Origin of the sequence: Catellatospora sp. NPDC049133, assembly GCF_040648455.1 — a bacterium.
GTDB lineage: Bacteria > Actinomycetota > Actinomycetes > Mycobacteriales > Micromonosporaceae > Catellatospora > Catellatospora aurea.
On the sequence record NZ_JBEZDT010000008.1, the window covers coordinates 178,503 to 200,079 of the forward strand.

16 protein-coding genes are annotated in these 21,577 nt (G+C 71.5%); 8 read left to right on the forward strand and 8 right to left on the reverse strand.

Annotation, left to right across the window (positions count from 1 at the left end):
- The first annotated feature begins 22 nt into the window (after positions 1 to 22).
- Positions 23 to 2,800, forward strand: coding sequence for an immune inhibitor A domain-containing protein (locus AB0B35_RS11585; RefSeq protein ID WP_361043722.1), 2,778 nt, complete (start codon positions 23 to 25; stop codon positions 2,798 to 2,800).
- A gap of 66 nt (positions 2,801 to 2,866) precedes the next feature.
- On the opposite strand, the gene AB0B35_RS11590 is transcribed toward AB0B35_RS11585, so the two are convergent.
- From AB0B35_RS11590 to AB0B35_RS11600, 3 genes are all read right to left on the reverse strand, one after another.
- Positions 2,867 to 4,378, reverse strand: a complete 1,512-nt coding sequence (locus AB0B35_RS11590) for a vanadium-dependent haloperoxidase (protein ID WP_361043724.1) — start codon at positions 4,376 to 4,378, stop codon at positions 2,867 to 2,869.
- 171 nt (positions 4,379 to 4,549) lie between these two features.
- The gene (locus tag AB0B35_RS11595) at positions 4,550 to 6,874 is read right to left on the reverse strand and encodes an immune inhibitor A domain-containing protein (protein WP_361043727.1); all 2,325 of its coding nucleotides are present in this window, start codon (positions 6,872 to 6,874) and stop codon (positions 4,550 to 4,552) included.
- A gap of 152 nt (positions 6,875 to 7,026) precedes the next feature.
- A complete protein-coding gene (locus AB0B35_RS11600) occupies positions 7,027 to 8,145 on the reverse strand; it encodes a C45 family peptidase (RefSeq protein ID WP_361043730.1) in 1,119 nt (372 codons plus the stop codon).
- A 126-nt stretch (positions 8,146 to 8,271) separates the two neighbouring features.
- Between AB0B35_RS11600 and nhaA the strand changes: the two genes are divergently transcribed.
- Both nhaA and AB0B35_RS11610 read left to right on the forward strand, forming a co-directional pair.
- Positions 8,272 to 9,519, forward strand: coding sequence for a Na+/H+ antiporter NhaA (gene nhaA / locus AB0B35_RS11605; protein ID WP_361043733.1), 1,248 nt, complete (start codon positions 8,272 to 8,274; stop codon positions 9,517 to 9,519).
- A 73-nt stretch (positions 9,520 to 9,592) separates the two neighbouring features.
- Positions 9,593 to 10,522, forward strand: a complete 930-nt coding sequence (locus AB0B35_RS11610) for an alpha/beta hydrolase (protein ID WP_361043736.1) — start codon at positions 9,593 to 9,595, stop codon at positions 10,520 to 10,522.
- 102 nt (positions 10,523 to 10,624) lie between these two features.
- On the opposite strand, the gene AB0B35_RS11615 is transcribed toward AB0B35_RS11610, so the two are convergent.
- Both AB0B35_RS11615 and AB0B35_RS11620 read right to left on the reverse strand, forming a co-directional pair.
- Positions 10,625 to 10,990, reverse strand: a complete 366-nt coding sequence (locus AB0B35_RS11615) for a hypothetical protein (RefSeq protein WP_361043739.1) — start codon at positions 10,988 to 10,990, stop codon at positions 10,625 to 10,627.
- Positions 10,987 to 13,215: an SseB family protein gene (locus AB0B35_RS11620; protein ID WP_361043742.1), complete on the reverse strand. Its 2,229-nt coding sequence runs from the start codon at positions 13,213 to 13,215 to the stop codon at positions 10,987 to 10,989. The genes AB0B35_RS11615 and AB0B35_RS11620 overlap by 4 nt, the downstream gene beginning before the upstream one ends.
- A gap of 180 nt (positions 13,216 to 13,395) precedes the next feature.
- Here AB0B35_RS11620 and mycP point away from each other — a divergent pair, with 180 nt between their 5' ends.
- Together mycP and AB0B35_RS11630 are read left to right on the forward strand one after the other, a co-directional pair.
- A complete protein-coding gene (gene mycP, locus AB0B35_RS11625) occupies positions 13,396 to 14,625 on the forward strand; it encodes a type VII secretion-associated serine protease mycosin (protein ID WP_361043745.1) in 1,230 nt (409 codons plus the stop codon).
- A gap of 153 nt (positions 14,626 to 14,778) precedes the next feature.
- Positions 14,779 to 15,738 carry a sulfotransferase gene (locus AB0B35_RS11630; protein WP_361043748.1) on the forward strand — a complete coding sequence of 320 codons (960 nt, stop codon included), beginning with the start codon at positions 14,779 to 14,781 and terminating at the stop codon, positions 15,736 to 15,738.
- A gap of 60 nt (positions 15,739 to 15,798) precedes the next feature.
- Here AB0B35_RS11630 and AB0B35_RS11635 read toward each other — a convergent pair whose 3' ends face one another.
- The 3 genes from AB0B35_RS11635 to eccB all read right to left on the reverse strand — a co-directional run bounded on the left by AB0B35_RS11635 (position 15,799) and on the right by eccB (position 17,979).
- Positions 15,799 to 16,095, reverse strand: coding sequence for a WXG100 family type VII secretion target (locus tag AB0B35_RS11635; RefSeq protein WP_360535596.1), 297 nt, complete (start codon positions 16,093 to 16,095; stop codon positions 15,799 to 15,801).
- A gap of 34 nt (positions 16,096 to 16,129) precedes the next feature.
- Positions 16,130 to 16,420 (reverse strand): WXG100 family type VII secretion target, encoded by a 291-nt coding sequence (locus tag AB0B35_RS11640; RefSeq protein ID WP_239168027.1) that lies wholly within the window; start codon positions 16,418 to 16,420, stop codon positions 16,130 to 16,132.
- Between the two features lie 182 nt (positions 16,421 to 16,602).
- Complete coding sequence (gene eccB / locus AB0B35_RS11645) at positions 16,603 to 17,979, reverse strand: type VII secretion protein EccB (protein WP_361043750.1); 1,377 nt, start codon at positions 17,977 to 17,979, stop codon at positions 16,603 to 16,605.
- Positions 17,980 to 18,122: 143 nt separating this feature from the next.
- Here eccB and AB0B35_RS11650 point away from each other — a divergent pair, with 143 nt between their 5' ends.
- The 3 genes from AB0B35_RS11650 to rarD all read left to right on the forward strand — a co-directional run bounded on the left by AB0B35_RS11650 (position 18,123) and on the right by rarD (position 21,383).
- Positions 18,123 to 19,967: a type VII secretion protein EccE gene (locus AB0B35_RS11650; RefSeq protein WP_361043752.1), complete on the forward strand. Its 1,845-nt coding sequence runs from the start codon at positions 18,123 to 18,125 to the stop codon at positions 19,965 to 19,967.
- A 54-nt stretch (positions 19,968 to 20,021) separates the two neighbouring features.
- Positions 20,022 to 20,393 carry a phage holin family protein gene (locus AB0B35_RS11655; RefSeq protein WP_361043755.1) on the forward strand — a complete coding sequence of 124 codons (372 nt, stop codon included), beginning with the start codon at positions 20,022 to 20,024 and terminating at the stop codon, positions 20,391 to 20,393.
- Between the two features lie 72 nt (positions 20,394 to 20,465).
- Entirely contained in the window at positions 20,466 to 21,383 is a 918-nt protein-coding gene (rarD, locus tag AB0B35_RS11660; RefSeq protein ID WP_361043757.1) for an EamA family transporter RarD, read from the forward strand.
- Positions 21,384 to 21,577 lie beyond the last annotated feature (194 nt).

Sequence of the window (21,577 nt, forward strand, 5' to 3'; positions counted from 1 at the left end):
CACCCCGAGGAATGGAGTGACCATGAAGCACGCCATCCATGCGCAACGGAGACGGCGGCTACTCGCTGCCGTTCCGGCGCTGGCACTGGCAGCTGTCGGGCTGACCGCACCCACGGCGGCCGGCGCCGCCGCGGGTCCGATCGCCGTGATCAGCCCGAGCGAGTACTACATCAACTACGCCGAGCCCGCCGTCCAGCCGGACACCACGGGCAAGGAAGTCAAGGGTGCGGGTGGCGTCTACGGCGCGAAGGCCGACAAGACCCGCGCCTTCGACAAGAAGCACGCGGCGGGCAACCCGCTCACCGCGCGCCAGCTCGCCAAGCTCGAAGCGAAGTCCATCAAGGAGCGCAAGAGCCCTCGCAAGATCAAGCAGGCGCCGACCACCCAGGTCGCCAAGCTGCTGACCATGCTGGTGGAGTACAACCCCAACGCGAACGACGACTTCACCAACGTGTGGGTGCCGACGTCCGTCACGGGGGACCGCACCTGTGTGAAGGGCAACATCCAGAACGGCCCGCTGCACAACGGCATCCCGAACCCCGCGACGCAGTCCCACAAGGACAACAACTCCATGTGGGTCGCGGACTTCAACCAGGACCACTACAACAAGATGCTCTACACCGAAAAGGGCATCACCAAGCGGGTGCGCACCGACCTCAAGGGGCCGGACGGCAAGCCGGGCATCGACATGACCGGCCTGACCATGCGCAACATGTACCTGGAGATGTCGAAGGGCGCCTACACCGTCACCGGTGAGGCGACCCCGTGGATCACCCTGCCCCACTCCGAGGGTTGGTACGGCGCGAACACCTGCTCCCTGAACGCAGACGGCGTGTACGACGCCGGTGCGATCCAGGGCATGCAGGGCCACCCGGACAACCCGCTGGGTCCGGGGCAGATGGCCGCGGACGCGGTGACCGCGCTCGCCGCGGCTCAGCCGAACTTCCCCTGGGCCGACTACGACATCGAGGACCAGGGCGACCGCGACGGCGACGGCAACTACTACGAGCCGGACGGCGTGATCGACCACGTGGTGCTCGTGCACGCGGGTGAGGACAAGTCCGGCGGCGGCGGCGCACAGGGCCCGTACGCCATCTGGGCGCACTCCTCGGCGATCCCGACCGGCTTCACCATCCCGGGCACCGACAAGAAGATCTCCAACTACATCGTGCAGCCCGAGGACTCGGGCGTGGGCGTGTTCGCCCACGAGTACGGCCACGACCTCGGTCTGCCTGACCTGTACGACACCTCCGGCAACGGCGAGTCCGGCATCGACTTCTGGGACCTCATGTCCTCGGGTTCGCACGCCGGTCCGATCTTCCAGTCGATGCCGACGCACATGGGCATCTGGGACAAGTGGGTGCTCGGCTGGGCCGACCCGCAGATCATCAGCCCCGGGGCGGGCACGCAGAACGTGAAGCTGGGACAGACCTCGCGCACGCCGGTCGGCACCCAGGACGGTATCAAGATCGACCTGCCGCCGAAGACGATCACGCTGGCTGCCCCGCACAGCGGCGCGAACATGCGCTACACGGGTGCCGACCAGGACTGGGCCGACCTCAAGCTGACGCGCGAGATCGCCGTGCCGAACGCGGCCGACGCCAAGTTCTGGATGTGGAACAACTACGTCATCGAGGCGGACTGGGACTACGGCTTCGTCGAGGTTTCGACCGACGGTGGCAACACCTGGAGCAACCTCAAGATCTACGACGAGTCGGGCGCGCTGGTGTCCACCAACGACGACTACACCGACCCCAACAGCAACATGAACGACACGTTCAAGCTGAAGTACGGTCTGACCGGCGACAGCCACGGATGGCGTCACGACTACGTCGACCTCAGCGGGTACGCCGGCACCACGGTGCAGGTGCGCCTGCGCCTGGCCACCGACGCCGCCTTCCAGGAGCGCGGCTGGTTCGTCGACGACCTCTCGGTCACCGGCGGCGGCGCCACCACCTGGAGCGACGACGTCGAGAGCGGCGACAACGGCTGGACCTCGACCGTCAGCTCCTGGGTCGACACCACCGGCCCCGGCTGGCGGACCGACACCGGCACCTCGGTGAAGGCGCACTACTACCTGGCCGAGTGGCGCAACTTCGACGGGTTCGACAAGGGCCTGCAGTACGCCTACGACACCACCTACTCGCGTGACGCGTGGAAGGTGGAGAAGATCAAGTACAACGCGCCGGGCATGCTGCTGTGGTACCGGGACACCACGTACGGCAGCACCAACCACGTCCGGGCGAACGAAACGGCCCTGCCGAGCTTCGGCGCCAAGGGCGGTCTGCTGCTGGTCGACTCGCACTACGACCCGCTGCGCCGCACCGGCATCGCGGCCGAGAAGGACCCGTCCACCCTGAAGAACCTGCCGAGCCGCGCGCAGTCCTCGAACCTCGCGTTCACGCTGCACCCGACGTACGCCTTCAAGGAGTGCATCGAGGGCGAGGTGCAGTACAGCGAGTACTGCACCAAGGTCAAGGCGCAGAAGGGCGTGGCGTCCTTCACCGACGCCAACGGCTGGGTGCCCGGCCTCGAGCTGCGCGACGGCTCCCTGTACCGCCGGGACCCCAACGCCTCGGTCGTCATCCCGTCGGCGGGCAACGTCCCGTACACCACCCGGGTCGTCAACCCGGACGGCACGCCCGCGACCGACGCCTACGGCGCCGACCTCGGGTTCACCGTCCTGGGCACCGGCAACCCCGGTGACGCGGGAGTCGCCAACGGCGTCAAGCTGACGCTGCTGTGGGCGACGCACGACAACGCCTACGTCTACGTGCAGGTCACGGCGGCGAACGGCTGATCGCGCAACACTGAACAACAAGGGGGCCACCGGCATCGCGCCGGTGGCCCCCTTCTTCGTCAACCGTCAGCGCACGTACAGCACCGCCGTCTCATTGACGTTCTCCACGCACTTGTACTCCTCGTACGTGCCCGCCGACACCAGCGCGCCGCCGGCGCCGTGGCAGGCGGAGATGTCGGAGTACAGGCCGTGCTCCTGCCACTGGGTGAGCTCGTGCGCGAACACGTGGTCCGCGACGCTGTCCCCGGTCGCCAGCCCGAAGTCGGCGTCGAACCGGTAGTGCACGCCCAGGTAGATCCGGCTGAGCGCGTTCTCCGTGGCGGCCGCCGAGATGCTGGTGAAGGTGCGGACCACGCCCAGCGCGTGCGGATCCTCCGTGGTGGCCGTCCAGGTGACCGCGTCGGTGCCGAGGTAGGCCTGCATGACACCCGCCCAGGCCCCGGCGAACGTCGCGTGGCCGGAGATGTACGCCGGGAACGGCGGGCTGAAGTGCACCCCGCTCGCGGTCGCCGACAGCGGCTGCCACGCCGTGTCCGCCACGGTCGCGGCGTTGCCGTCGGTGTCGGCCAGGCGCACCGCCGACTCCGGCCGCCACAGGTCGATCGCCGTGCGGTACTTCGCGTCCCAGGACGCCACACCCGCGTCGGCCATCGCGATCGCGACCAGCGCGAACAGCCGTACCGTCTGGCTCGGGCCCAACCCGCGGAGCTGCGCGAGGATCGCGGTGTGCGCGAACAGCTGGCCCGGCGGCTTGTAGGTGCCGTCGAGGTCGTTGGCCCAGAACCACGCCAGCTGCGTCTGGTCCGCGGTGCGGGTCGTGGACGTCGCCGAACCGAAGCTCTTGACCTCGTTGACCTGCGCCGCGTATCCGGCGCTGGCCAGCAGCGTCGAGTAGCTCGGGTAACCGAGCGGCGGCTGCGGCCGGAACTGCGACCCGGACGTCATGCTGAACGGCGTGACCGCGCCCCAGTTCGGCGTCGCGGCCGAGCCGGAACCGGTGTTGCGCCACGCGCCGGGCACCGTGCCCTCGGCGTACGGAGTGGTGTCGGTGGAGCCGTCGGAGGTCCGCGCCGTCTTCATCGCCAACGCGGCCTGCTGGCCGATGTACACGGCCTCCTTCTGGTTGTTGTGGGTGCCGACGCCCTGCTGCGCGGTCGCCAGGTCGGCGTCGAAGTTCAGCGCCGGGTACAGGTTCCGCAGCACGGTCACCGCCGCGTAGTCGATCGCGGTGCTCTCGACCGGCGCGCTCGCCCCGGCGTACTTCACCGTGGTGACGTTGACGAGGTACTTCTTGCCCAGGCAGGTGTCCTGCACCGGGTTGGCGGTCAGCCCCAGGCGGCAGCTCGCCGAGTTGGCGGCGTCCCACATGGCCGCGTGCATCATCGCTCCCGCGCGGGCCAGCGGGCCGGGCGCGCCGCCGACCGTGCGGTAGGTACGCAGCAGCACCTGGTTCCAGTAGACGGTGTGGTCGGCGGGTGCATCGGCGTGTGCGGCCTGGGCCGGGATGACGACGGCGCCTACCGCCCCGACAACCAGTGTGAGGGCAGCGAGCAGCCCACGACTTCGCAGTCGTTTCACGTGTTTCCTCCCCGTGTCCACGCCCGGATCGGGCGCGGAATTCAACTATTTCCATACGATAGGAGTCCGGCGGCGGGGCATCTGCCCCGTTCGATAAACAATCGGTAACGACACGCGCACAGAAAAGGGGCCCACCCCAACGGGTGGGCCCCTTCGGCGATACGCGATGGGTCAGTTCTTGACCTGGAGCAGCATCACCGGTGCGGGACCGGTGAGCTCCAGCCAGACCGAGATCTTGACGCCGTTGCCGGCCACCTTGACCGAGCCCCACGGGTTCGACGCCGACCAGTAACGGTTCGGGTCGGAGTCGTCGAACGTCGGGATGCCGTTGCTCGCCGGCACCGTCACCGGCACGCCGTTGCGGTGGAACGTCACCGCGTCGGTCTTCTGCAGGCCGAACGCGGCGTCCCACGGCTGCCGTCGGTTGGTCAGCTTGCACAGGCCGTCCGGGTTGCCGCCGCCGCCGCAGGTCACTCCCGGCCACGAGACCGGCGTGGGACGGGCGTCGACCGGGAGCACCAGGCCGGTGCCCGCGCGGTCCGTGCCCGAGGTGTTGTTGTTGCCGTAGCGGTAGTTCACGTACCAGACCAGCAGGCCGTCCTGGAACGGGAAGCGCTCCACCCACTCTGGCCTCGCGGTGCCGAAGCCGAAGTTGTAGGGACCGGTCTTGAGGTTCTTGTCGTAACCGGTGTACGTACGGTATTCGGCCAGGTAGTAGCGCGGGTAGACGGCGGTGTGGCTGCCGTCGATGCGCAGGAAGCCCTTCGCCGTCCACGCGCCCTCGCCGGCCTCGACATCGTCGACGAACCCGTTCGGGCCGTCGGTGACCAGCTTGATGTCGTCCAGGAAGGCGCCCTCGCCGGCCACGCCGCCGTCGGTCTGGTAGCGGAACCGGAAGTCGACCACCTTGCCGAGCCACGGAGTGAGGTCGTAGCTCAGGTCGGTCCACGCGCTGGTGCCGCCGAGGCCGGGCGACTTGATCTTCTGCCAGCTCGCGCCGTTGTCGGCGCTGATCTCGCCGTAGAGCCAGTCGTAACCCTGCTCGATGTCGTACTCCGCCTTCGCCGTCAGCGTGGCCGTGGTGGCCCCGGTCAGGTCGAGCTTGCGGCGCAGGGTGTTGCGCAGGTCGTCACCACTGCCGGTCCACCACTCCCAGCTGCCGCCGAACGGGGTGTTCCACTGCGTGGTCGCCGTCTGGTCGGGCAGCGGCACGAGGACCGCCTGCGGCAGGCCCTCAGGGGTGGCCGCGGAACCGAGCGAGACGAGCTTGGTCTTGCCGTCCTCGACGACCTTGTAGTCCAGCCAGCCGAGGAACAGCTTCTCCCACGGGCCCATGTAGCCCGGCGAGGTGCCGATGCTGTCCAGGCCCTTGTTGAGCCAGGAGCCGCCCGACATGACGGTCCAGAAGCCGGTGCCGTTGTCGCCGCCGTTCGTGTCGTACAGGTCCGGCAGGCCCAGGTCGTGGCCGTACTCGTGGACGAAGACGCCGAGGCCGCCGTTCTCCGGCTCCGTGGTGTAGTCGCCGACCCAGAAGCCCGTGTCGCCGATCGGGGCGCCGCCCAGCTTGTTGTTCGCCGGGCCGGTGGTGCCCTCCTCGGTCTGATTCACGTACCAGCGGTGCGACCAGATGGCGTCGGGCCCCTGCGCGCCGCCCCCGGCCTCCTCGCCCTCCCCGGCGTGGATCGCCTGGAAGTGGTCGATGTAGCCGTCCGGCTCGTTGAAGTTGCCGTCCTCGTCGTGGTCGTACCGGTCCCAGACGTCGAACTTGGACAGGTAGGCGGCGATGTCGGCGCTCGACTTGCCGGCCGCACGCTGCGAGTCGTACCAGGCGGTGAGGGTGTCCTCGATGAACGGCCAGGCCGTGTCGGTGTCGTCGTAGCCGTTGGGGTTCGGCACGTCGTCCCAGTTGTAGCCGTACCGCGCCTCGTTGTAGGGCACCTTCACCCAGTCGGTGACGTCACCCTTGACCGAGTACTTGCCGCCGGACTGCTTGTAGTAGAAGTCGGCCATCGACTCACCCGGACCATTGATCATCTTCTCGAAGTGGGCCCGGTTGAAGTCCGGCGCCCAGTACGTGGAGTTGTCGTTGGCCCGGTCGGGCTGCGGGATCAGGTTGCGCAGCGGGCCGGGCGTGCCGGCCGTGCCGTCGGGCCCGACCTGGTCGCCGAACTCCACCAGGATGGTGAGGATCGGATCGACCTTGTCGGCCTTCTTCTTCAGCTCGGCCCACTTGCCCTTGCCGACCTGCACGACCTCGGAGCCGTTGCGTTGGACCGGCTTGGCCTTGCCCGACACCACGTCGGCGATGGCCTGCTTCAGGGTGTCCTGCCGCTGCTTGTTCAGCGGGTTGGGCAGGTTGTCGGCCCGGCTGACACCGGCCGGTTCCGCGACGTGGGCAGCCGGCTGCGGTGCGCCGTTCGCGGGTGCTCCCGCGAGGCTGCCGGCCACCAGCGCCGCCGCGATCCCGACCGCGCTGCCGATTCTGTGGATTCGCAAAGGGTCCTCCCTCCCTTTGGCGGAGACGAATCCAGGCAGCGCGGGGCAGGGGTGAGCCCGCGGGCCCGGGTTCGTCGATATGTGAAAGCAGCCTTGCATAAACGCAAGTCGATGTCATCACCCTGCGCCGCCGGGAAATCCTGCCGTCCACATCAGAGGGAGTAAGTGATGCCCTCTCCGCCCGTACAGGGCGGTCCGGGAACAAGACGGATGAACCGGTCATCCAAATCCATGAAAACGGTCCAGATCGTCTCCGAGCGATCGTCTTCGGCATCCCGGTCGTCGGCATGGCGACAGATGGCCACCGGATGGCTGTGATGGTCCTGCAGCACCGCCCGCAGATCGGCCGGAGTCAGCGGGTTCGGCACCGCTTCCAGCAATCGGCGGGCCCGCGCCGAGCGGAACAGCGACGAACCACCCCAGTCCTTGATCGTGTCGTACACCCGCAGGCCGGTCTCGAAGTGGTTGGCGTGCACCAGCACCCCGTCCACCGGGTGCAGCCAGCCCGCGTCGCCGGGCGCCAGCTCCAGGTCGATCAGCTCGCCGCCGCCCGGGTACGCCTGGCCGATCAGCAGGTTGATGGAGGCCGAACGCGGTGCCCGCATCGCGTTGCGGATCGCCCACGACAGGGAGTCCGCCTCCAGCACCGACCGCAGCAGCACGTGGTACGGCACCCCGCCGGGCCGACCGTCGCGGTCGCAGCCGAGCAGGTTGACGCAGACCCCGACCCCGGCCGAGTTGAGCCCCGTCTTGGCCAGCATGCCCGCCTCGGTCAGGGTGATCACCTCGTGGCCGCGCTCGTCCCGGGTGATCAGCAGGAGGTTGAAGTCCCGGTGTCCGGGGTGCCAGTCCCAGTTCTGCGCGAGCAGTGTGCGCCCGCCCTCACTGCGCGGCCCGAGCACGCCCAGGCTGGTGCACTCCCCCCGGTCACCGTCCGCGGTCCCGGACGCTCCGGGTGAGCCACAGGTCGGCGCGCCGTAGAGCAGTTCGGAGCGGGCGTTGATCGCGTAGATCAACTCGGCGGCGACGGCCGCGCCCCGGGCGACCCCGTCGAGCATCGCCGCGAGGCGGGGGAAATTGCCCAGCGTCGTCGCGCGGAACGCCGCGCCCTGCGCGGACACCGCTGCCAGGTCCAGCCCGGCGGCGCGGGAGAACCGGTCGAGGTAGGCCGACACGTTCAGGTTGATCAGATCGGCGGCGGCCCGGCCGTATGCCGTGCCCATCTCCTCGGGGGCGCCGCTCACGTCGACCACGGTCAAGGGGGTGTTCATGCCCGGCCACTCTGCCGCACCCGCCGCCCGGCGCGCCAGCGTGAAAGCTGCCAGCCCCGGTGGGCGGCGGCTCCTTCGCGGCCAACCTTCCGGTGCGTGCCTGGCCGGAACCGTAGTATCCGGATCATGGGAGACAGCCGGACGCGGCCGAAGTCCAGCCCGCGCGTGAAGCGGATGCAGCGCCGTCGTGCCCAGGCCGCCCGCAGCGCCGCCGCCGAGGTGGTGCGTTTCCTGCGCACCGAGCAGATCGGCGGCCTGGTGCTGCTCGGGGCCACCGCGCTGGCCCTGATCATCGCGAACTCGCCGCTGGCAGACGCCTACCAGCGGCTCAGCGCGTACACCTTCGGGCCCCAGTCGCTGCACCTCGACCTGTCGGTCGCGCAGTGGGCCCAGGACGGCCTGCTCACCGTCTTCTTCGTGGTCGCCGGGCTGGAACTCAAACGCGAACTCGTCGTCGGCGAGCTGCGCAGCCCCCGGCAGGCCGCGCTGCCCATCGCCGGCGCGATCGGCGGCATGGTCGTGCCCGCGCTGCTCTGCTTCCTCATCGCGTTCGGCGCGCCCGGCGGGGCCGACGCCTGGGCGGTGCCGGTCGCCACCGACATCGCCTTCGCGCTGGCCGTGCTCGCCATCTGCGCCCGGGACCTGCCGCCCAGCCTGCGGGTCTTCCTGCTGTCCCTGGCGATCGTCGACGATCTCGGGGCCATCCTGCTGATCGCCCTGGTCTTCACCGCGCACGTGGCCTTCCTGCCGCTGCTCGGCGCGGCCGCGGTGCTGGTGGTGTACGCCCTGCTCCAGCAGTTCCGGTTCCGGGGCTGGTGGCTCTACCTGCCACTGGCGCTGGCCGCCTGGGCCCTGGTGCACGCCTCGGGGGTGCACGCCACCATCGCGGGCGTCGCCATCGGCCTGCTCACCCGGGTCAAGCCCGATCCAGGCGAGCACGAATCGCCCGCCCAGGCGCTCGAACACCGGCTTCAGCCGATCTCCGCCGGGATATGCGTGCCGCTGTTCGCCTTCTTCTCCGCGGGCATCGCCATCAGCGCGGGCGCGCTCGGCGCGATCTTCACCGACCGCGCCTCGCTCGGCGTGCTGATCGGCCTCGTCGTCGGCAAGACGGTGGGCGTGCTGGCCGGTGCGGCCGTGGCGGTGCGCTCGAAGCTCGCCGAGCTGCCGGAGGCGCTCGACTGGCGCGATCTGACGGCCGTCGCGGTGGTCACCGGCTGCGGCTTCACGGTCAGCCTGCTCATCGCGGAGCTGGCCTTCGACTACGGAGAGCAGCAGGCCAGGGTCAAGGGCGCGGTGCTGCTCGGTTCCTTGATCGCATCGCTGCTGGCCGCGGCCCTGCTGCGCAGACAGGTCCGGGTGCGCACAGGCTAGCCTGCACTCATGAATGAGCGGAGCGAGCGGCGCGGCAGACGCATGTCGTCGACGAGCTCAGCGAGGAGCCGGCATGAGTGAGCGCGCGGGGAACGTGTCCGTGGACGAGTCATGTGTCCTGGACGAGGGTCCGTGGACGCACCGGTTCGTCAACGCCAACGGCAGCCGGTTCCACGTCGTGGAGCAGGGCACCGGGCCGCTGGTGGTGCTCCTGCACGGCTTCCCCGAGTTCTGGTGGGCCTGGCACCGGCAGCTGCCCCTGCTCGCGGACGCGGGCCTGCGGGCGGTGGCGGTGGACCTGCGCGGTTACGGCGCGAGCGACAAGCCACCGCGGGGGTACGACGGCTTCACCCTCGCCGCCGACGTGGTCGGCCTGATCCGCGCGCTCGGCGAGCGCAACGCCACCGTCGTCGGCGCGGGGGCCGGCGGCCTGATCGGCTGGTCCGCGGCGGCGCTGCACCCGCGGCTGGTGAACCGGCTGGTGGTGCTCGGCGCGGCGCACCCACTCCGGCTGCGCTCGGCGCTGGTCGCCAACGCCGCGCAGCGCCGGGCCGGTCGCGACCTGCTGCGCTTCCAGCTGCCCCGCTACGAGCACGTGCTGACCCGCGACGACGCCGCCCTGGCCGGCGGGCTGATGCGCGCCTGGACGGCGCCGGCGTTCCGGCAGACCGCCGACTACGCCGAGTACGAGCGCCGCTGCCGCGAGGCGATGCGCATCCCGCAGGCCGCGTTCTGTGCGATGGAGGCGTACCGCTGGGCGTTCCGGTCCACGCTGCGCCTGCACGGCTACCGCTTCCTGCGCGCCGTCCGCCAGCCGATCATCTCGCCCACCCTGCAGCTCCAGGGCGCCCTCGACCCGATCACCCTGCCCGCCACCGCCCAGGGCTCCGGCCGCTACGTCCTCGCCGACTACGAATGGCGCCTCCTGGAGGACACCGGCCACTTCCCCCACCTCGAACGCCCCGACCTGGTCGCCGGCGAAATCATCCGCTGGACCAAGTGACCCGCCCTTGATCACTCGATTTGCCAGGCAGATGGGGGAATGGCGCTTCAAGATACGCACGGGTGCCCGGCAAGTCGGATGACCTTGGTGGGCCGGACCGGGTCAGAGGCGGGATTCGCGGAGGTCGGTGACGTCTTGTTTGGGGGCCCAACCCTGGTAGACGCCGTAGTCGAACTCTTCGAGGCCCAGTTCGGCGGCGACGGGGGCCTTGCCGCCGGTGTACTCGACGCGCAGCCAGGCGTCGTGCTCGGCCAGCACGATGAAGGGCTGGCCGCGCCAGGTGCAGGTGCTGCGCACGTACGCCAGGTCGTCGATGTCGGCCGCGGCCACCACCCGCACGAACCGGCCGGGCCGGACCTCCTCGAAGCCCTCGGCGGGCTCGGGACGGTACAGCCGCACGGTGTCGCCGTCGGGGCTCGCCTCGTACTCACGCCCCAGGTAGCGGGCGATGTAGCCGTCGCGCATCACTCCTCGCCCCCGTCGGTGCGCAGCCAGCGCGGCCCGTCGGCGTCGAGCACCGCGACCATCTCCTCTTTGCCCTCGGCGTCCACGCGCAGCAGGCGAGCGCCGTGCGGCAGCCGGGCGCTGTCCACCTTGAACTCGGCGATGATCTCGGTGCTCTCCCCGGGCGCGAAGCCGTTGCCGCGGAACGGGGCGCGTTCGATGACCCAGCCCTCCATGGCCTTCATGGCCGCCTCGTGCTGCCCGCCGTACGGGATCCGGTACAGGCTGGGCCGGTAGGCCGGCCAGCGCAGCACGTAGATCTCCTTGTCGTCGGCGGAGAACGGCGAGCCCGTCCAGGTCAGGCCGAGCGCGCTGCGCAGTGCCTGCGCGCCGCGCAGGTGGCCGACCTCGCGGGCGCGGTGCACGAATCCGGAGACCCGGTCGTAGCCGCGGTCGAGGTAGTAGCCGATCTGGCTGGGGGCGATCACCTTCTGCATCTCGGTGATCTCGGGATCGCGCCGCGCGGGCGGTGGCGCGGAGCCCGCCGTCGGCGTGGTCACGGCGGGTTCGCTCTCGTCGCCGCCGAGGCCCATCTCGGCCGCCCAGCGGGCGAGTTCCAGCAGCTGGTCGCCGGGCAGGCTGGCGCCGACCGCGGTGCCCGGGTTCACCGCGAACGACCAGGCCGGATCGGGCCAGGTCGCGATGAGCTTCACGAAGCGCACCGGAACAGCCTCGACCGGTTCCGGCATGGTCTGGGTGGAGGTGTAGCTGACGATGTGCGGCTCACCGCCGATGTCCCGCGGCTGCCACGTGAAACCGGGTTCACCTGGCCGGGGCGCGCCGGGCCCGGCCGGCACGGGCAGCAGCACCGTGGCGAGCAGCAGCGTGGACAGGAAGGCGTCGGTGTTGCCCGCGTCGGCCGCTTCGAGCAGCTGCTCCTCGACGGAGTTCGACGGGGTGAAGTCGTCCTCGGGTCCGCTGGGCCGCTCGTGGCGCGGACCCGGCTCGCGGACCGGCGGCACGGGGACCTCGGGTGCCGTCACGGCGACGGACACGGGCTCGAACAGCGACCCGGTGCCCGGCGCGGGCGTGGCGGCCACGGTGGCGTCGGTTGCGGGGACCGCCGACGACACCGGCTCGAACAGCGAGCCCGTGCCGGGCGTGGGCGCGGCGGCTCCGTTCGCGGGCGGCGCGGCAGCGGGCTGATGCGCAGGCGCTGCGGACACCGGCTCGAACAGCGACCCGGTGCCGGGACGCGCACCCGGCGAGGACGCCTCGGCCGAGGGCGGCGCGGGGGCCGGGGGGTATGCGGCCGGAGCAGCGGAAACGGGTTCGAACAGGGAGCCCTCGGCGCGCCGCACCGTGGGCGGAGTTCCGGCGGGCTCGGCCGCGGACGGTGTCGCGGCGGCCGACACCGGGACGGGCGGCGCCGCAGCCGCCGGCACTGCTGGTGCGGGCGGTGCGGCCGCGGGCACCATGCCCGGCGGTGGCACTGCGGCCGGCGGGACGAAGGTGTGCGCGGCGGCGGGCGAGACCGGCTCGGCGGAGAAGGCGGGGTCGGCGGGGAAGAACCGGCCGCCGGGCTGCGCCGCCGGCACAGTGGGCCGCGGCTCGGACGGCTGCGGCACCGTCACCGGCGACTCGATCGCCAGTGGCGTGTGCACCCTCGGCGCGGCGACCGGGCGCACCTCCTCGACGTCGATCACCTCGGCGTCGAGGATCAGCTCCTCGTCGGGGTGTGCGGCGTACGCCGGCTGCGGCCCGCGGGGCTGCACCGGCGGCGGCGCGGTCCGGGCGGCCTTGGCGCGTTCGAGCGCCTCCAGCCGTTCGAGCCGGCCGCGGGCGACCGCCGGAGCGCCGGGGATCCGCACGTCACCGCGGACCAGCTGGGTGACGAACCAGGCCGGCAGGTATCCCTCGATCGGCAGACCCGGGTCCACGGCCAGCCACCACTCGTGGTTGGGCCACGACGTGGCCAGCTCCTGGAACGGGACGCGCCGCGCGGGCCCGGCGTGCTCGGCCAGGCAGGCCCGCAGCGCGGCGGACGAGGTGAAGGCGAGCACGTGGGTGCGGTTCTCCGCGGTCCAGGTGCCCCAGCCTGCGGGACCGCGCGCGGATGCGGCGTCACCGGCGACCGGCAGCAGCAGTTCCGAACGGCCGAGGATGCGGAAGTAGAGTTCCTGATCCCCGGCGCGCAGTGCGTCACGCAGCGCGATCTCGGTATCGGTGGCCGGCTCCCAACCCATCACGCGCTCACCTCCTGGCTGCCGCGAGAGTACTGAGTCACAACTTACCTTGCGCGCCGTAGGCGTGTCGCAACCAGCAGTCTAGGTCGGCTCGTTCCAGTAACATCTGCGCCGGGGTTCAGCCACGCGGGTATCCGCTCGCCCGCGGCGGCCGACTCCACACAAGGCCTGGGGAGGCGACATATGTACCGCAGCCGGCCGACGGTCGCCTTCGCGGCCCGCACGGTGGCGTTCAGCGTGGCGGCGACGTTCGCCGTCGTCGGCATCGCGACAGCGCCCGCCGCCGCGGCCCCCTGCCCGAGCGGCCCGCTCGCGCCGAGCGCGGTGATCCCGGCCAAGCCGTGGCCGCAGCAGCGCTGGGACCTGTCCGCGCTGCCCCGCGGCATCGACGGATCGGGCGTGGTCGTGGCGGTGCTCGACTCCGGCGTCGACAAGGACCACCCGCAGTTGCGCGGGCACGTCATGGCGGGCCAGGACAAGCTGCTCGGCGGGGGCACCGACGGGCGGCAGGACTGCGTCGGCCACGGCACCGGCGTGGCCAGCGTCATCGCCGCCAAACCGCTGGCCGGGGTGGAGTTCCGCGGCATCGCCCCGGGCGTGCAGATCCTGCCGATCCGGGTGAGCGAGGCGCTCGGCGGGCAGGAGAACTCGAACAACGCCCGCCAGGCCGACGTGAAGGACATGGCCGCCGCGATCCGGTACGCGGTGACCAGGAAGGCCCGCGTGATCAACCTTTCGCTGAGCTACGCCGACGCGAACAAGCTGGACGAGCTCCACGACGCCATCCGCGAGGCCATCGCCCAGGACGTGGTCGTCGTCGCCGCGGTCGGCAACGCCAAGCAGAAGGGCAACCCGACGCCGTATCCCGCCTCCTGGGACGACGTGCTCGGGGTCGGCGCGATCGACGAGGCAGGGCAGCGGCTGGGGGCCTCCCAGACGGGGCCGTACGTGGACCTGGTCGCCCCCGGTGACCAGGTGACCGTGGCCCGCCCGACGCGTGGGCACGGCAAGGAGAGCGGCACGAGTTTCGCCGCCCCGATGGTGGCCGCGACCGCCGCCCTGGTCCGCCAGGCGTACCCGAAGCTCACCGAGTCGCAGGTGCGGCGGCGGCTGCTGGCCACGGCCGACCCGGCGCCCGGCGGGCGGCACAGCGACGACTACGGCGTGGGCATCCTCAACCCGGTCCGGGCGGTGACCGACGTGCTCGACGGCGCGGCCCGGGTCACCCCGGCCGCGCTGGCACCCCGGCCCGCCGACCCGGCCGCCGAGGCAGCGGCCGACCGGGCCGCGCAGCAGCGCTCGCAGGCGCTGTGGCTGGCGGGCCTCGGCGTCATCCTGGCGGGTCTGGTGCTCGCGCTGGCCGTGGCGCTGCCCAACGGCATCCGCCGTCGCTGGCGGGCCGCCGGGAGCTGACGGAAGCATGACATTCGGGGCCCATTTGCCCACGTCGGGCCCGAGCGTCGCCGACTGCCGACTCGACGGTGGATCCGCCGGACGGCGACGGCGGCCATCATGTCCGTGGGACAGCCACGTCATCGGCAGTTTGCCGTTTTCGAAGGAGAGCAGATGAGCGCGACCCAGCCGGGACTGCTGGTCACCGGGCTACCCCGGAGCGGGACGAGCTGGGTGGGCAAGATGGTGGAGGCCGGGCGGCAGGTCGTGTACGTCAACGAGCCGCTCAACGTGCGCCACCCTCCGGGCCGCTCGCCGGGCGTGCTCGACGCCGACGTCACGCACCGCTTCCAGTACATCTGCGCCGACAACGAGGACGTCTGGCTGCGCGCGTTCCGCCGCACCCTGGCCCTGCGCTACGGCGTCGGCCGCGAGCTGCGCCGCAACCGCGCCCCCTACGACATCGCCCGGATGGTGAAGTACGCGACCGCGTTCACCACGGGTCGGCTGCGCGGCCGGCGTGCCATGCTCGACGACCCGTACGCGCTGATGGCGGTGCCGTGGCTGGCGGAGAAGTTCGGGGTGCGCTCGGTCGTGCTGGTGCGCGACCCGGTGTCGCTGGTCGGCAGCTACCGGAAGCTGGGCTGGCACATCAGCCTGGACGAGCTGCTGGGCCAGCCGCTGCTCACCCGGGACCTGCTCGCCGACCACGTGGACGAGCTGCGCGAGGCCGCCGCCAAGGAGGACGAGATCCACACCACGGCACTGCTGTGGCGGGTCGTCTACGACGTGGTCGACCGGGTGCACCGGCACGTGCCGGGCGTGCTCGTGCGCCGCTACGAGGACTTCGCGATGCGACCGGAGGAGGAGTTCGGGGCGCTGTACGCGCACTTCGGGCTGAACTTCGACGAGCAGGCCCGCGCGCAGGTCGTCGCGGCGACCACGGCCGGGGAGCAGGACTCCCAGCGCGGCTTCGTGCGCTCGGGCACGTCGAAGACGGCGTTCCGCCCGATGGACTCCAAGCAGGCGCTGGCCGCGGCGCAGAACCGGCTGTCGGCGGAGGACGCCGCACGGGTCGTCGCGATCACCGGCGACGTCCTGGACCGGTTCCGCCCCGCCGGCACGGCGGCCTGAGCTGCTACGCGCGCAGCCCGGGGCGGCGGAAGCCGCCCGCCCCGGGCCACGGCGACGTGGTCAGTGGAACAGCCGGGTGTTGCGGTCCTCGGCGTCCTTGAACTGGACGGCGGCCTCGTCGACCGCGCCCTTGATGTCGCGCAGCATCGCGGACAGCTCGTCCGCGGCCTTACGCCACTTGGCCTGACGCTCGTGGTACGCCGTCTGCGCGGCGCCGCTCCACGTGGACACCATCGGCCCGGCGTCGCTCTCCAGCTGGCTCAGCGTGGTCTCCAGCTTGCCCAGCGCTTTCTGAATGTGCCCGCTTGCCTCGTGCAGCGAGGCGAAGTTGACGACGAGCCTGTCGCCGTTGCTCATATCGGTCCTCCCCCTTTCGGTCCGTGATCTGCGTTCACAGGTTCAGCGAGACGCCGCCGGTGTTCTTGGAGGCCACCCGGCCTGCCTGCTCCTCGTCGGCGCGGCTGTACTCCTGGCCGGCCGTGCGGATCGCTTTCGACGTCTCAGCGAGCGCCTGGTGCAGTGCCTTCTGGTCCTGCGACCAGGCGATCTTGACCTGCTCGAAGGAGCTGCCGGCCCGACCCACCCAACTGGTCTGCAGCATCTCCAGCTCGCTCAGCAGGCTGCTGAGCATGGTCTGCAGGTCGTCGTTGGCCGAGTCGAACTTGCCCGCGGTCGAGGCCATGATCGCAGCTTCGGAGGCGGTTTCCGCCATTGTCGTACGTCACCCCATTCCCTTTGTGCAGTTACGCATTCCACCGTCCTATGCGGAGCATTGGTGGCGGTGCGCCTGTCTCGGTGACGGTAGCGTCCCGCGTCGACTCGTGCCAGCCCGGAGCCCTCGCCTGTGGATAACCTCGCCGCGGCTCAGCCGAGCGCCAGCTGGGCCGACGCGGCCTGCGGGTCCAGACCCGGTCCCGGGGGCAGCAGATCGACGAGCGACGACGGCAACCGCAGCGGCACCGGGTCTTTGTAGCCGAGCATCGGCAGCACGTCGGGGCGGGCCGCGTCGTAGCGCACGCCCTGGTCGGTGACCAGGCTCAGCGTGGTGCCCGCGGCGACGATGGCACCCCGGCCGGAGGGCACGAGCACGTAGTCGGCGTACGCGCCGCCCTCGGCGCTGCGGGCCACGGTCGCGATACGCCCGGCCAGGTCCATCGGCACCTCGACGCGCACCTCGGGGGCGTTCGAGTCGTCGCGGGTCACCGCGCACAGCGCGCCCTGGCCGTAGGAGGCGATGGTCGGCATGTTCGCCGGTGGCTGCCGCGGGTCGTTGGCGTCCGGGACCAGGCTGGCGGGCGAGTTGTCGTACTCGGCGAGCTCGGTCTGGTCGATCTCGATCTCCCGGCCGATGTCGTGCTTCTGCCGGTACCGGCCGAGCAGCAGCGCGGCCTGCACCGGGGTGATCATCGCCAGGCCGTCCGCACGGACCACCGCGTACTGGTGCGACTTGCCGTCCAGGCCCTTGATCTTGATGACCTGGCCGTTCTTGAGGTTCTTGACGGTCGAGCGCGCACCCGGCGAGCCCACCCGCGGCTCGTCCAGCGGCTGGCCCTGGGGCATGCCGTTGACGAACGCGGCCGGCACGGCCATCGGCTGCGCTCCGCCGGCCAGGTCGGCGAACTCGTCGGCGTCGGCGTTGTAGAGCCGGCCGTGCCACAGCAGGTAGATCTGGTCACCGGCGCGCACGAACAGCGCGTCGTCGCCGCCCATCACCCGGCCCTTGCCGGCCTGCACGCCGTCGCCCACCACCAGCACCGACGCCGGCTTGCCGGCCTCGGTCGCCGAGCAGATCGACCAGGGCAGCCCGAGCAGGGCGCCCGGATCCGGCAGCGAGTCCGGCAGGTCCACCACGCCGACGGTGAGCCCGCGCGGCACGTCCACAAGCGACTTCTTCGCCACCGTCACCAGCTTCGGCGACGTCGCGCCGGAGGCCAGCAGCGCCGAGGTCAGGTTCAGCGCCGGGTGCAGCTTTCCGTTGCGGTACACGAAGTGCGCGCCCGAGCCGTCCTCGATGATGACCGTGCCGTCGGCCTTCCAGCCGGTGTCGCCACGATTGCTGAACACGCCGTACACCCCGTATCCGGCCGCGATGACCACGGCCAGCAGGATGCTGGCGAGCGTCGCGCCGGCCGCGCGGCGAAACGGCGCCTGCGCCGGATCGGTGTCGCGCATCACCAGCGCCGAGACCACGCGCTGCACCGTGAACTGGTACGAGTGCAGTTGGTCCTGTCTCGACGGCATGGGCCCTCCCCACGGGTCAGCCTGCGGCTCTACCATGAGCCGGGCGAAGTGCGGCGGTACAGCTGGTGGATGTCCGCGGCTGATCCGCCGCCGGGCGGACCGCGAGGGCCGCCACTAGCTGGAGCCTAGGGGAGGCTATCGCGATGACGGTCGACACGGTGACCGGGCCGACGGCACGCACCATCGACGAGGGGACCGCACCGGCGGCGCACCCGCGGCCCGCCAGGCGGTTCCTCGGACTCGGCAGCGGTCAGATCGTCGCCGTGCAGCTGGCACTGGTGCTGCTGGTGGCCGCCGCGCAGGCGGGCGTCGGCTTGCTGCTGCCCGCCGTTCCCGTGGCCGCCGCGCTCGTGGTGGTGGCCTGGGGCCGCTGGCGTGGGCGCTGGCTGTCCGAGTGGACCGCCGTCTACCTGCGCTATCGCGGCCGCCGCCGGCGCATCGAGCCGACCGGTGACCCGGCCGAGCTGCTCGCCGCCGCCGCGCCCGGCAGTCGACTGTCCATGCTGGACATCGAGGGCGTGTCCTGCGCCTCGCTCACCGACGCCCTGGGCATGTGCGTGCTGCTGGAACTCGGCGACCAGGCGGTGATGCCGGCCCGCGCCTGGCACCCGCTGCCCTCGCCGGCCACGCTGCTGCCCGCCCCCGCTGCCGACACCCCGCCCGTGCGGCTGCAGCTGCTGCTGCACGCCAACGCCGCCAACGGCTCGTCGCCCGCGGCCTCGTCCTACCGCCAGCTGTCCAGCGGACGGCTGCTGGCAAACGAGCGCGCCCTGCTGGTGGTGCGTGTGCACCGGGCCGAAGGCTGGTCGGAGGCCGACCTGGAACGCGCGCTCACCGGTGCGGTGCGCAAGGTGCGCGCGAAGCTGGGCGACGTGCCACACCGGCTGCTCGGCGACGTCGCGGCGCTGCGCGCGCTCGCCGAGGCGGCCGGGCACGACGGGACGACCGCCGCGCAGGAGGGCTGGTCCGCGCTGCACATCGGCGGGCTCTACGCCAGCTCGTACGCCGTGGAGCGCTGGCCGACGCCGCACCCCGACCCCGCCCACGCGCTGCTGCCGCGCCTGCTGCGGCTGCCCGCCACCACGGTCTCGGTGTCGCTGACCGCGGGGCCCTGGGCCGACGGCGGCGCCACTGTGCAGGCCGAGCTGACCGTGCGGCTCACCGCGCCCGACCACACCTCGCTCGGCAACGCGGGCACCGCCCTGCGCCAGCTGCTGGCCACCGAGCACGCCCAGGCCCGCCGCCTCGACGGCCAGCAGTTCGACGGCCTGACCGCCACTCTCCCGCTGGCCGGGCCCGGTCCCGCCGACCTCGGCGCGGGCGGCCGCGGCGGCGTCGCCCGGCGTCCGGCCGCGGTCGCCGCGCTGGCCACACCGTACGGCGGCAGCGGACTCATGATCGGCGTCAACCGGCACAGCGAGCCGGTCTCCTTCCGGCTGTTCCGCCCCGAGGCGACCCGGGTCGTCCTGATCGGCGGCGTCGCCGTCGCCCAGGTCGTCGCCGTGCGCGCGATGGCCCTCGGGTCGTACGTGCTGGTCCAGACGACCCGCCCGTGGGCGTGGGAGCCGTTCAGCCGCGGGCTGGGCTCCGGCGCGCCGCTGGCCGTCATGGCCCCCGGCCCGGTCAACGTGCCGCCCGGCACGCCGCTGCGCCCGCTGCTCAGCATCGTCGACGCGGGTCCGGTCGCCGCCGACCGCACGCCGGGCACCCCGTGGCACAGCACACTCGTGGTGCGCGACGACCTGTCCCCGGTGGACGTGGACGTGCTCGGCCGTGCCGACCTGGCGCTGCTGCAGCCGCTGCAGCCCGCCGAGGCCGCGGTCGCGGTGTCCGTGCTGGGGCTCAGCCGCGACCAGGAGTCGTGGCTGTCCCGCGCCCAGCCCGGCATGATCGGCGTGGTGCACCGGCGCTCGGTGCGCTGGGCGGCGCTCAGCACCACCGGCTACGAGCAGCAGCTGATCAACGCGACCCAGCAGAACGGACGCTGACCGGCCCGGCCGGGGGGGTGCGCACCCGGGCGAATCGTGGCACGATGCCGCACCATGGGCATCCTCCTCCGTCTGGCCGCCAGCGCCGCCGCCGTCTGGGTGGCGACCATGCTCGTGCCGGGCATCAGCGTGACCGCCGAGACCATCCTCGGCAAGATCGGCACGTTCGTCGCGATCGCGGTCATCTTCGGCCTCTGCAACGCGTTCATCCGCCCGATCGTCAAGATGGTCGGCTGCGGGCTGTACGTCTTCACCCTCGGCCTGATCGCGCTGGTGGTGAACGGCGCGCTGTTCATGCTGACCAGCTTCATCGCGGGCCTGCTGGACGTGCCGTTCCACGTCGACGACTTCTGGCCCGCCGCCATCCTCGGCGCGCTGGTCGTCGGTCTCACCAGCTGGGCACTGAACTGGTTCATCGAGGACTGAGTCTTCTCACCAGCTGAGCGACCTGGCTCACATGTCAGGAGCCGAGGCGAGGCCTCCCCTTACCATTGGTAGGTGAGTCAGCTTCGCCTCGGCTACCTGTACGGGTTCGGCGCCTACGCACTGTGGGGCTTCTTCCCGGCGTACTTCAAGCTGCTCAAACCGGCCGGCCCGGTCGAGGTGCTGGCCCACCGGATCGCCTGGTCGGCCCTGTTCATGGTGCTCCTGCTGACCGTGGTGCGCCGCTGGCGGCAGATCGCAGCGCTGCTGCGAAAGCCCGCCACCGTCGGCGGCATCACGCTGGCCGCCATCTTCATCGGCGTCAACTGGGGCACCTACATCTACGGCGTGAACGTGGACCGGGTGGTGGAGACGTCGCTCGGCTACTTCATCAACCCGCTCGTCGTCATCGTGCTCGGCGTGGTGGTGCTGGGCGAGCGGCTGCGCGCCGCGCAGTGGGCCGCGGTCGGCGTCGGCACGGTCGCGGTGCTCGTGCTGACCGTCGACTACGGCCACCCGCCGTGGATCGCCCTCATCCTGGCCTGCTCCTTCGCCCTGTACGGCCTGACCAAGAAGCGCCTGGCCCTGCCCCCGGCCGACGGCCTGTTCGTCGAGTCCGCGGTGCTCACCCTGCCCGCGCTGGCAGCCCTGGGCTGGCTCGCCTCCTCCGGCGACCTGACCTTCGGCCAGGTGAGCACCGGGCACACGCTGCTGCTCGCCGCAGCGGGCGTGATCACGGCCATCCCGCTGCTGATGTTCGCCGGAGCCGCCAACCGCATCCCGTTCACCGGGCTCGGCATGCTCCAGTACGTCGCCCCGACCCTGCAGCTGGCACTCGGCGTGTTCGCCTTCCACGAGCCCATGCCACCGGCCCGCCTGTTCGGCTTCGGCCTGGTCTGGCTCGCCCTGGCCGTCTTCACTTGGGACGGACTCCGCAACGCCCGCCGTACGCGGTTGGCGGTGGCGACTCCGCTGGCCGCCACCCGGGCGTAATCCACACCAAGGTCGCTCGACTTGCCTGGCAAGTGGGCGAAAGCGGGCTCAAGATACGCACATCTGCCCGGCAAGTCGAGCGATCTTGAGACGGCGGCGCGGCTGCCTGGTGGTGTTCATGTGGGGTTCATCCATGGGATGAGCGCGGCTCACTCGGGCTACCTACGTTCCGGACGACGGCACACCCTGTCGAA

Bases quoted from the DNA above. Each gene is read 5' to 3' on its own strand.
- AB0B35_RS11600 (WP_361043730.1), bottom strand. From the start codon at position 8,145: ATGAACACCCCCTTGACCGTGGTCGACGTGAGCGGCGCCCCCGAGGAG.
- AB0B35_RS11585 (WP_361043722.1), top strand. From the start codon at position 23: ATGAAGCACGCCATCCATGCGCAACGGAGACGGCGGCTACTCGCTGCC.
- AB0B35_RS11655 (WP_361043755.1), top strand. From the start codon at position 20,022: ATGGGCATCCTCCTCCGTCTGGCCGCCAGCGCCGCCGCCGTCTGGGTG.
- AB0B35_RS11610 (WP_361043736.1), top strand. From the start codon at position 9,593: ATGAGTGAGCGCGCGGGGAACGTGTCCGTGGACGAGTCATGTGTCCTG.
- AB0B35_RS11650 (WP_361043752.1), top strand. From the start codon at position 18,123: ATGACGGTCGACACGGTGACCGGGCCGACGGCACGCACCATCGACGAG.
- nhaA (WP_361043733.1), top strand. From the start codon at position 8,272: ATGGGAGACAGCCGGACGCGGCCGAAGTCCAGCCCGCGCGTGAAGCGG.
- AB0B35_RS11640 (WP_239168027.1), bottom strand. From the start codon at position 16,420: ATGGCCTCGACCGCGGGCAAGTTCGACTCGGCCAACGACGACCTGCAG.
- AB0B35_RS11635 (WP_360535596.1), bottom strand. From the start codon at position 16,095: ATGAGCAACGGCGACAGGCTCGTCGTCAACTTCGCCTCGCTGCACGAG.
- AB0B35_RS11630 (WP_361043748.1), top strand. From the start codon at position 14,779: ATGAGCGCGACCCAGCCGGGACTGCTGGTCACCGGGCTACCCCGGAGC.
- mycP (WP_361043745.1), top strand. From the start codon at position 13,396: ATGTACCGCAGCCGGCCGACGGTCGCCTTCGCGGCCCGCACGGTGGCG.
- eccB (WP_361043750.1), bottom strand. From the start codon at position 17,979: ATGCCGTCGAGACAGGACCAACTGCACTCGTACCAGTTCACGGTGCAG.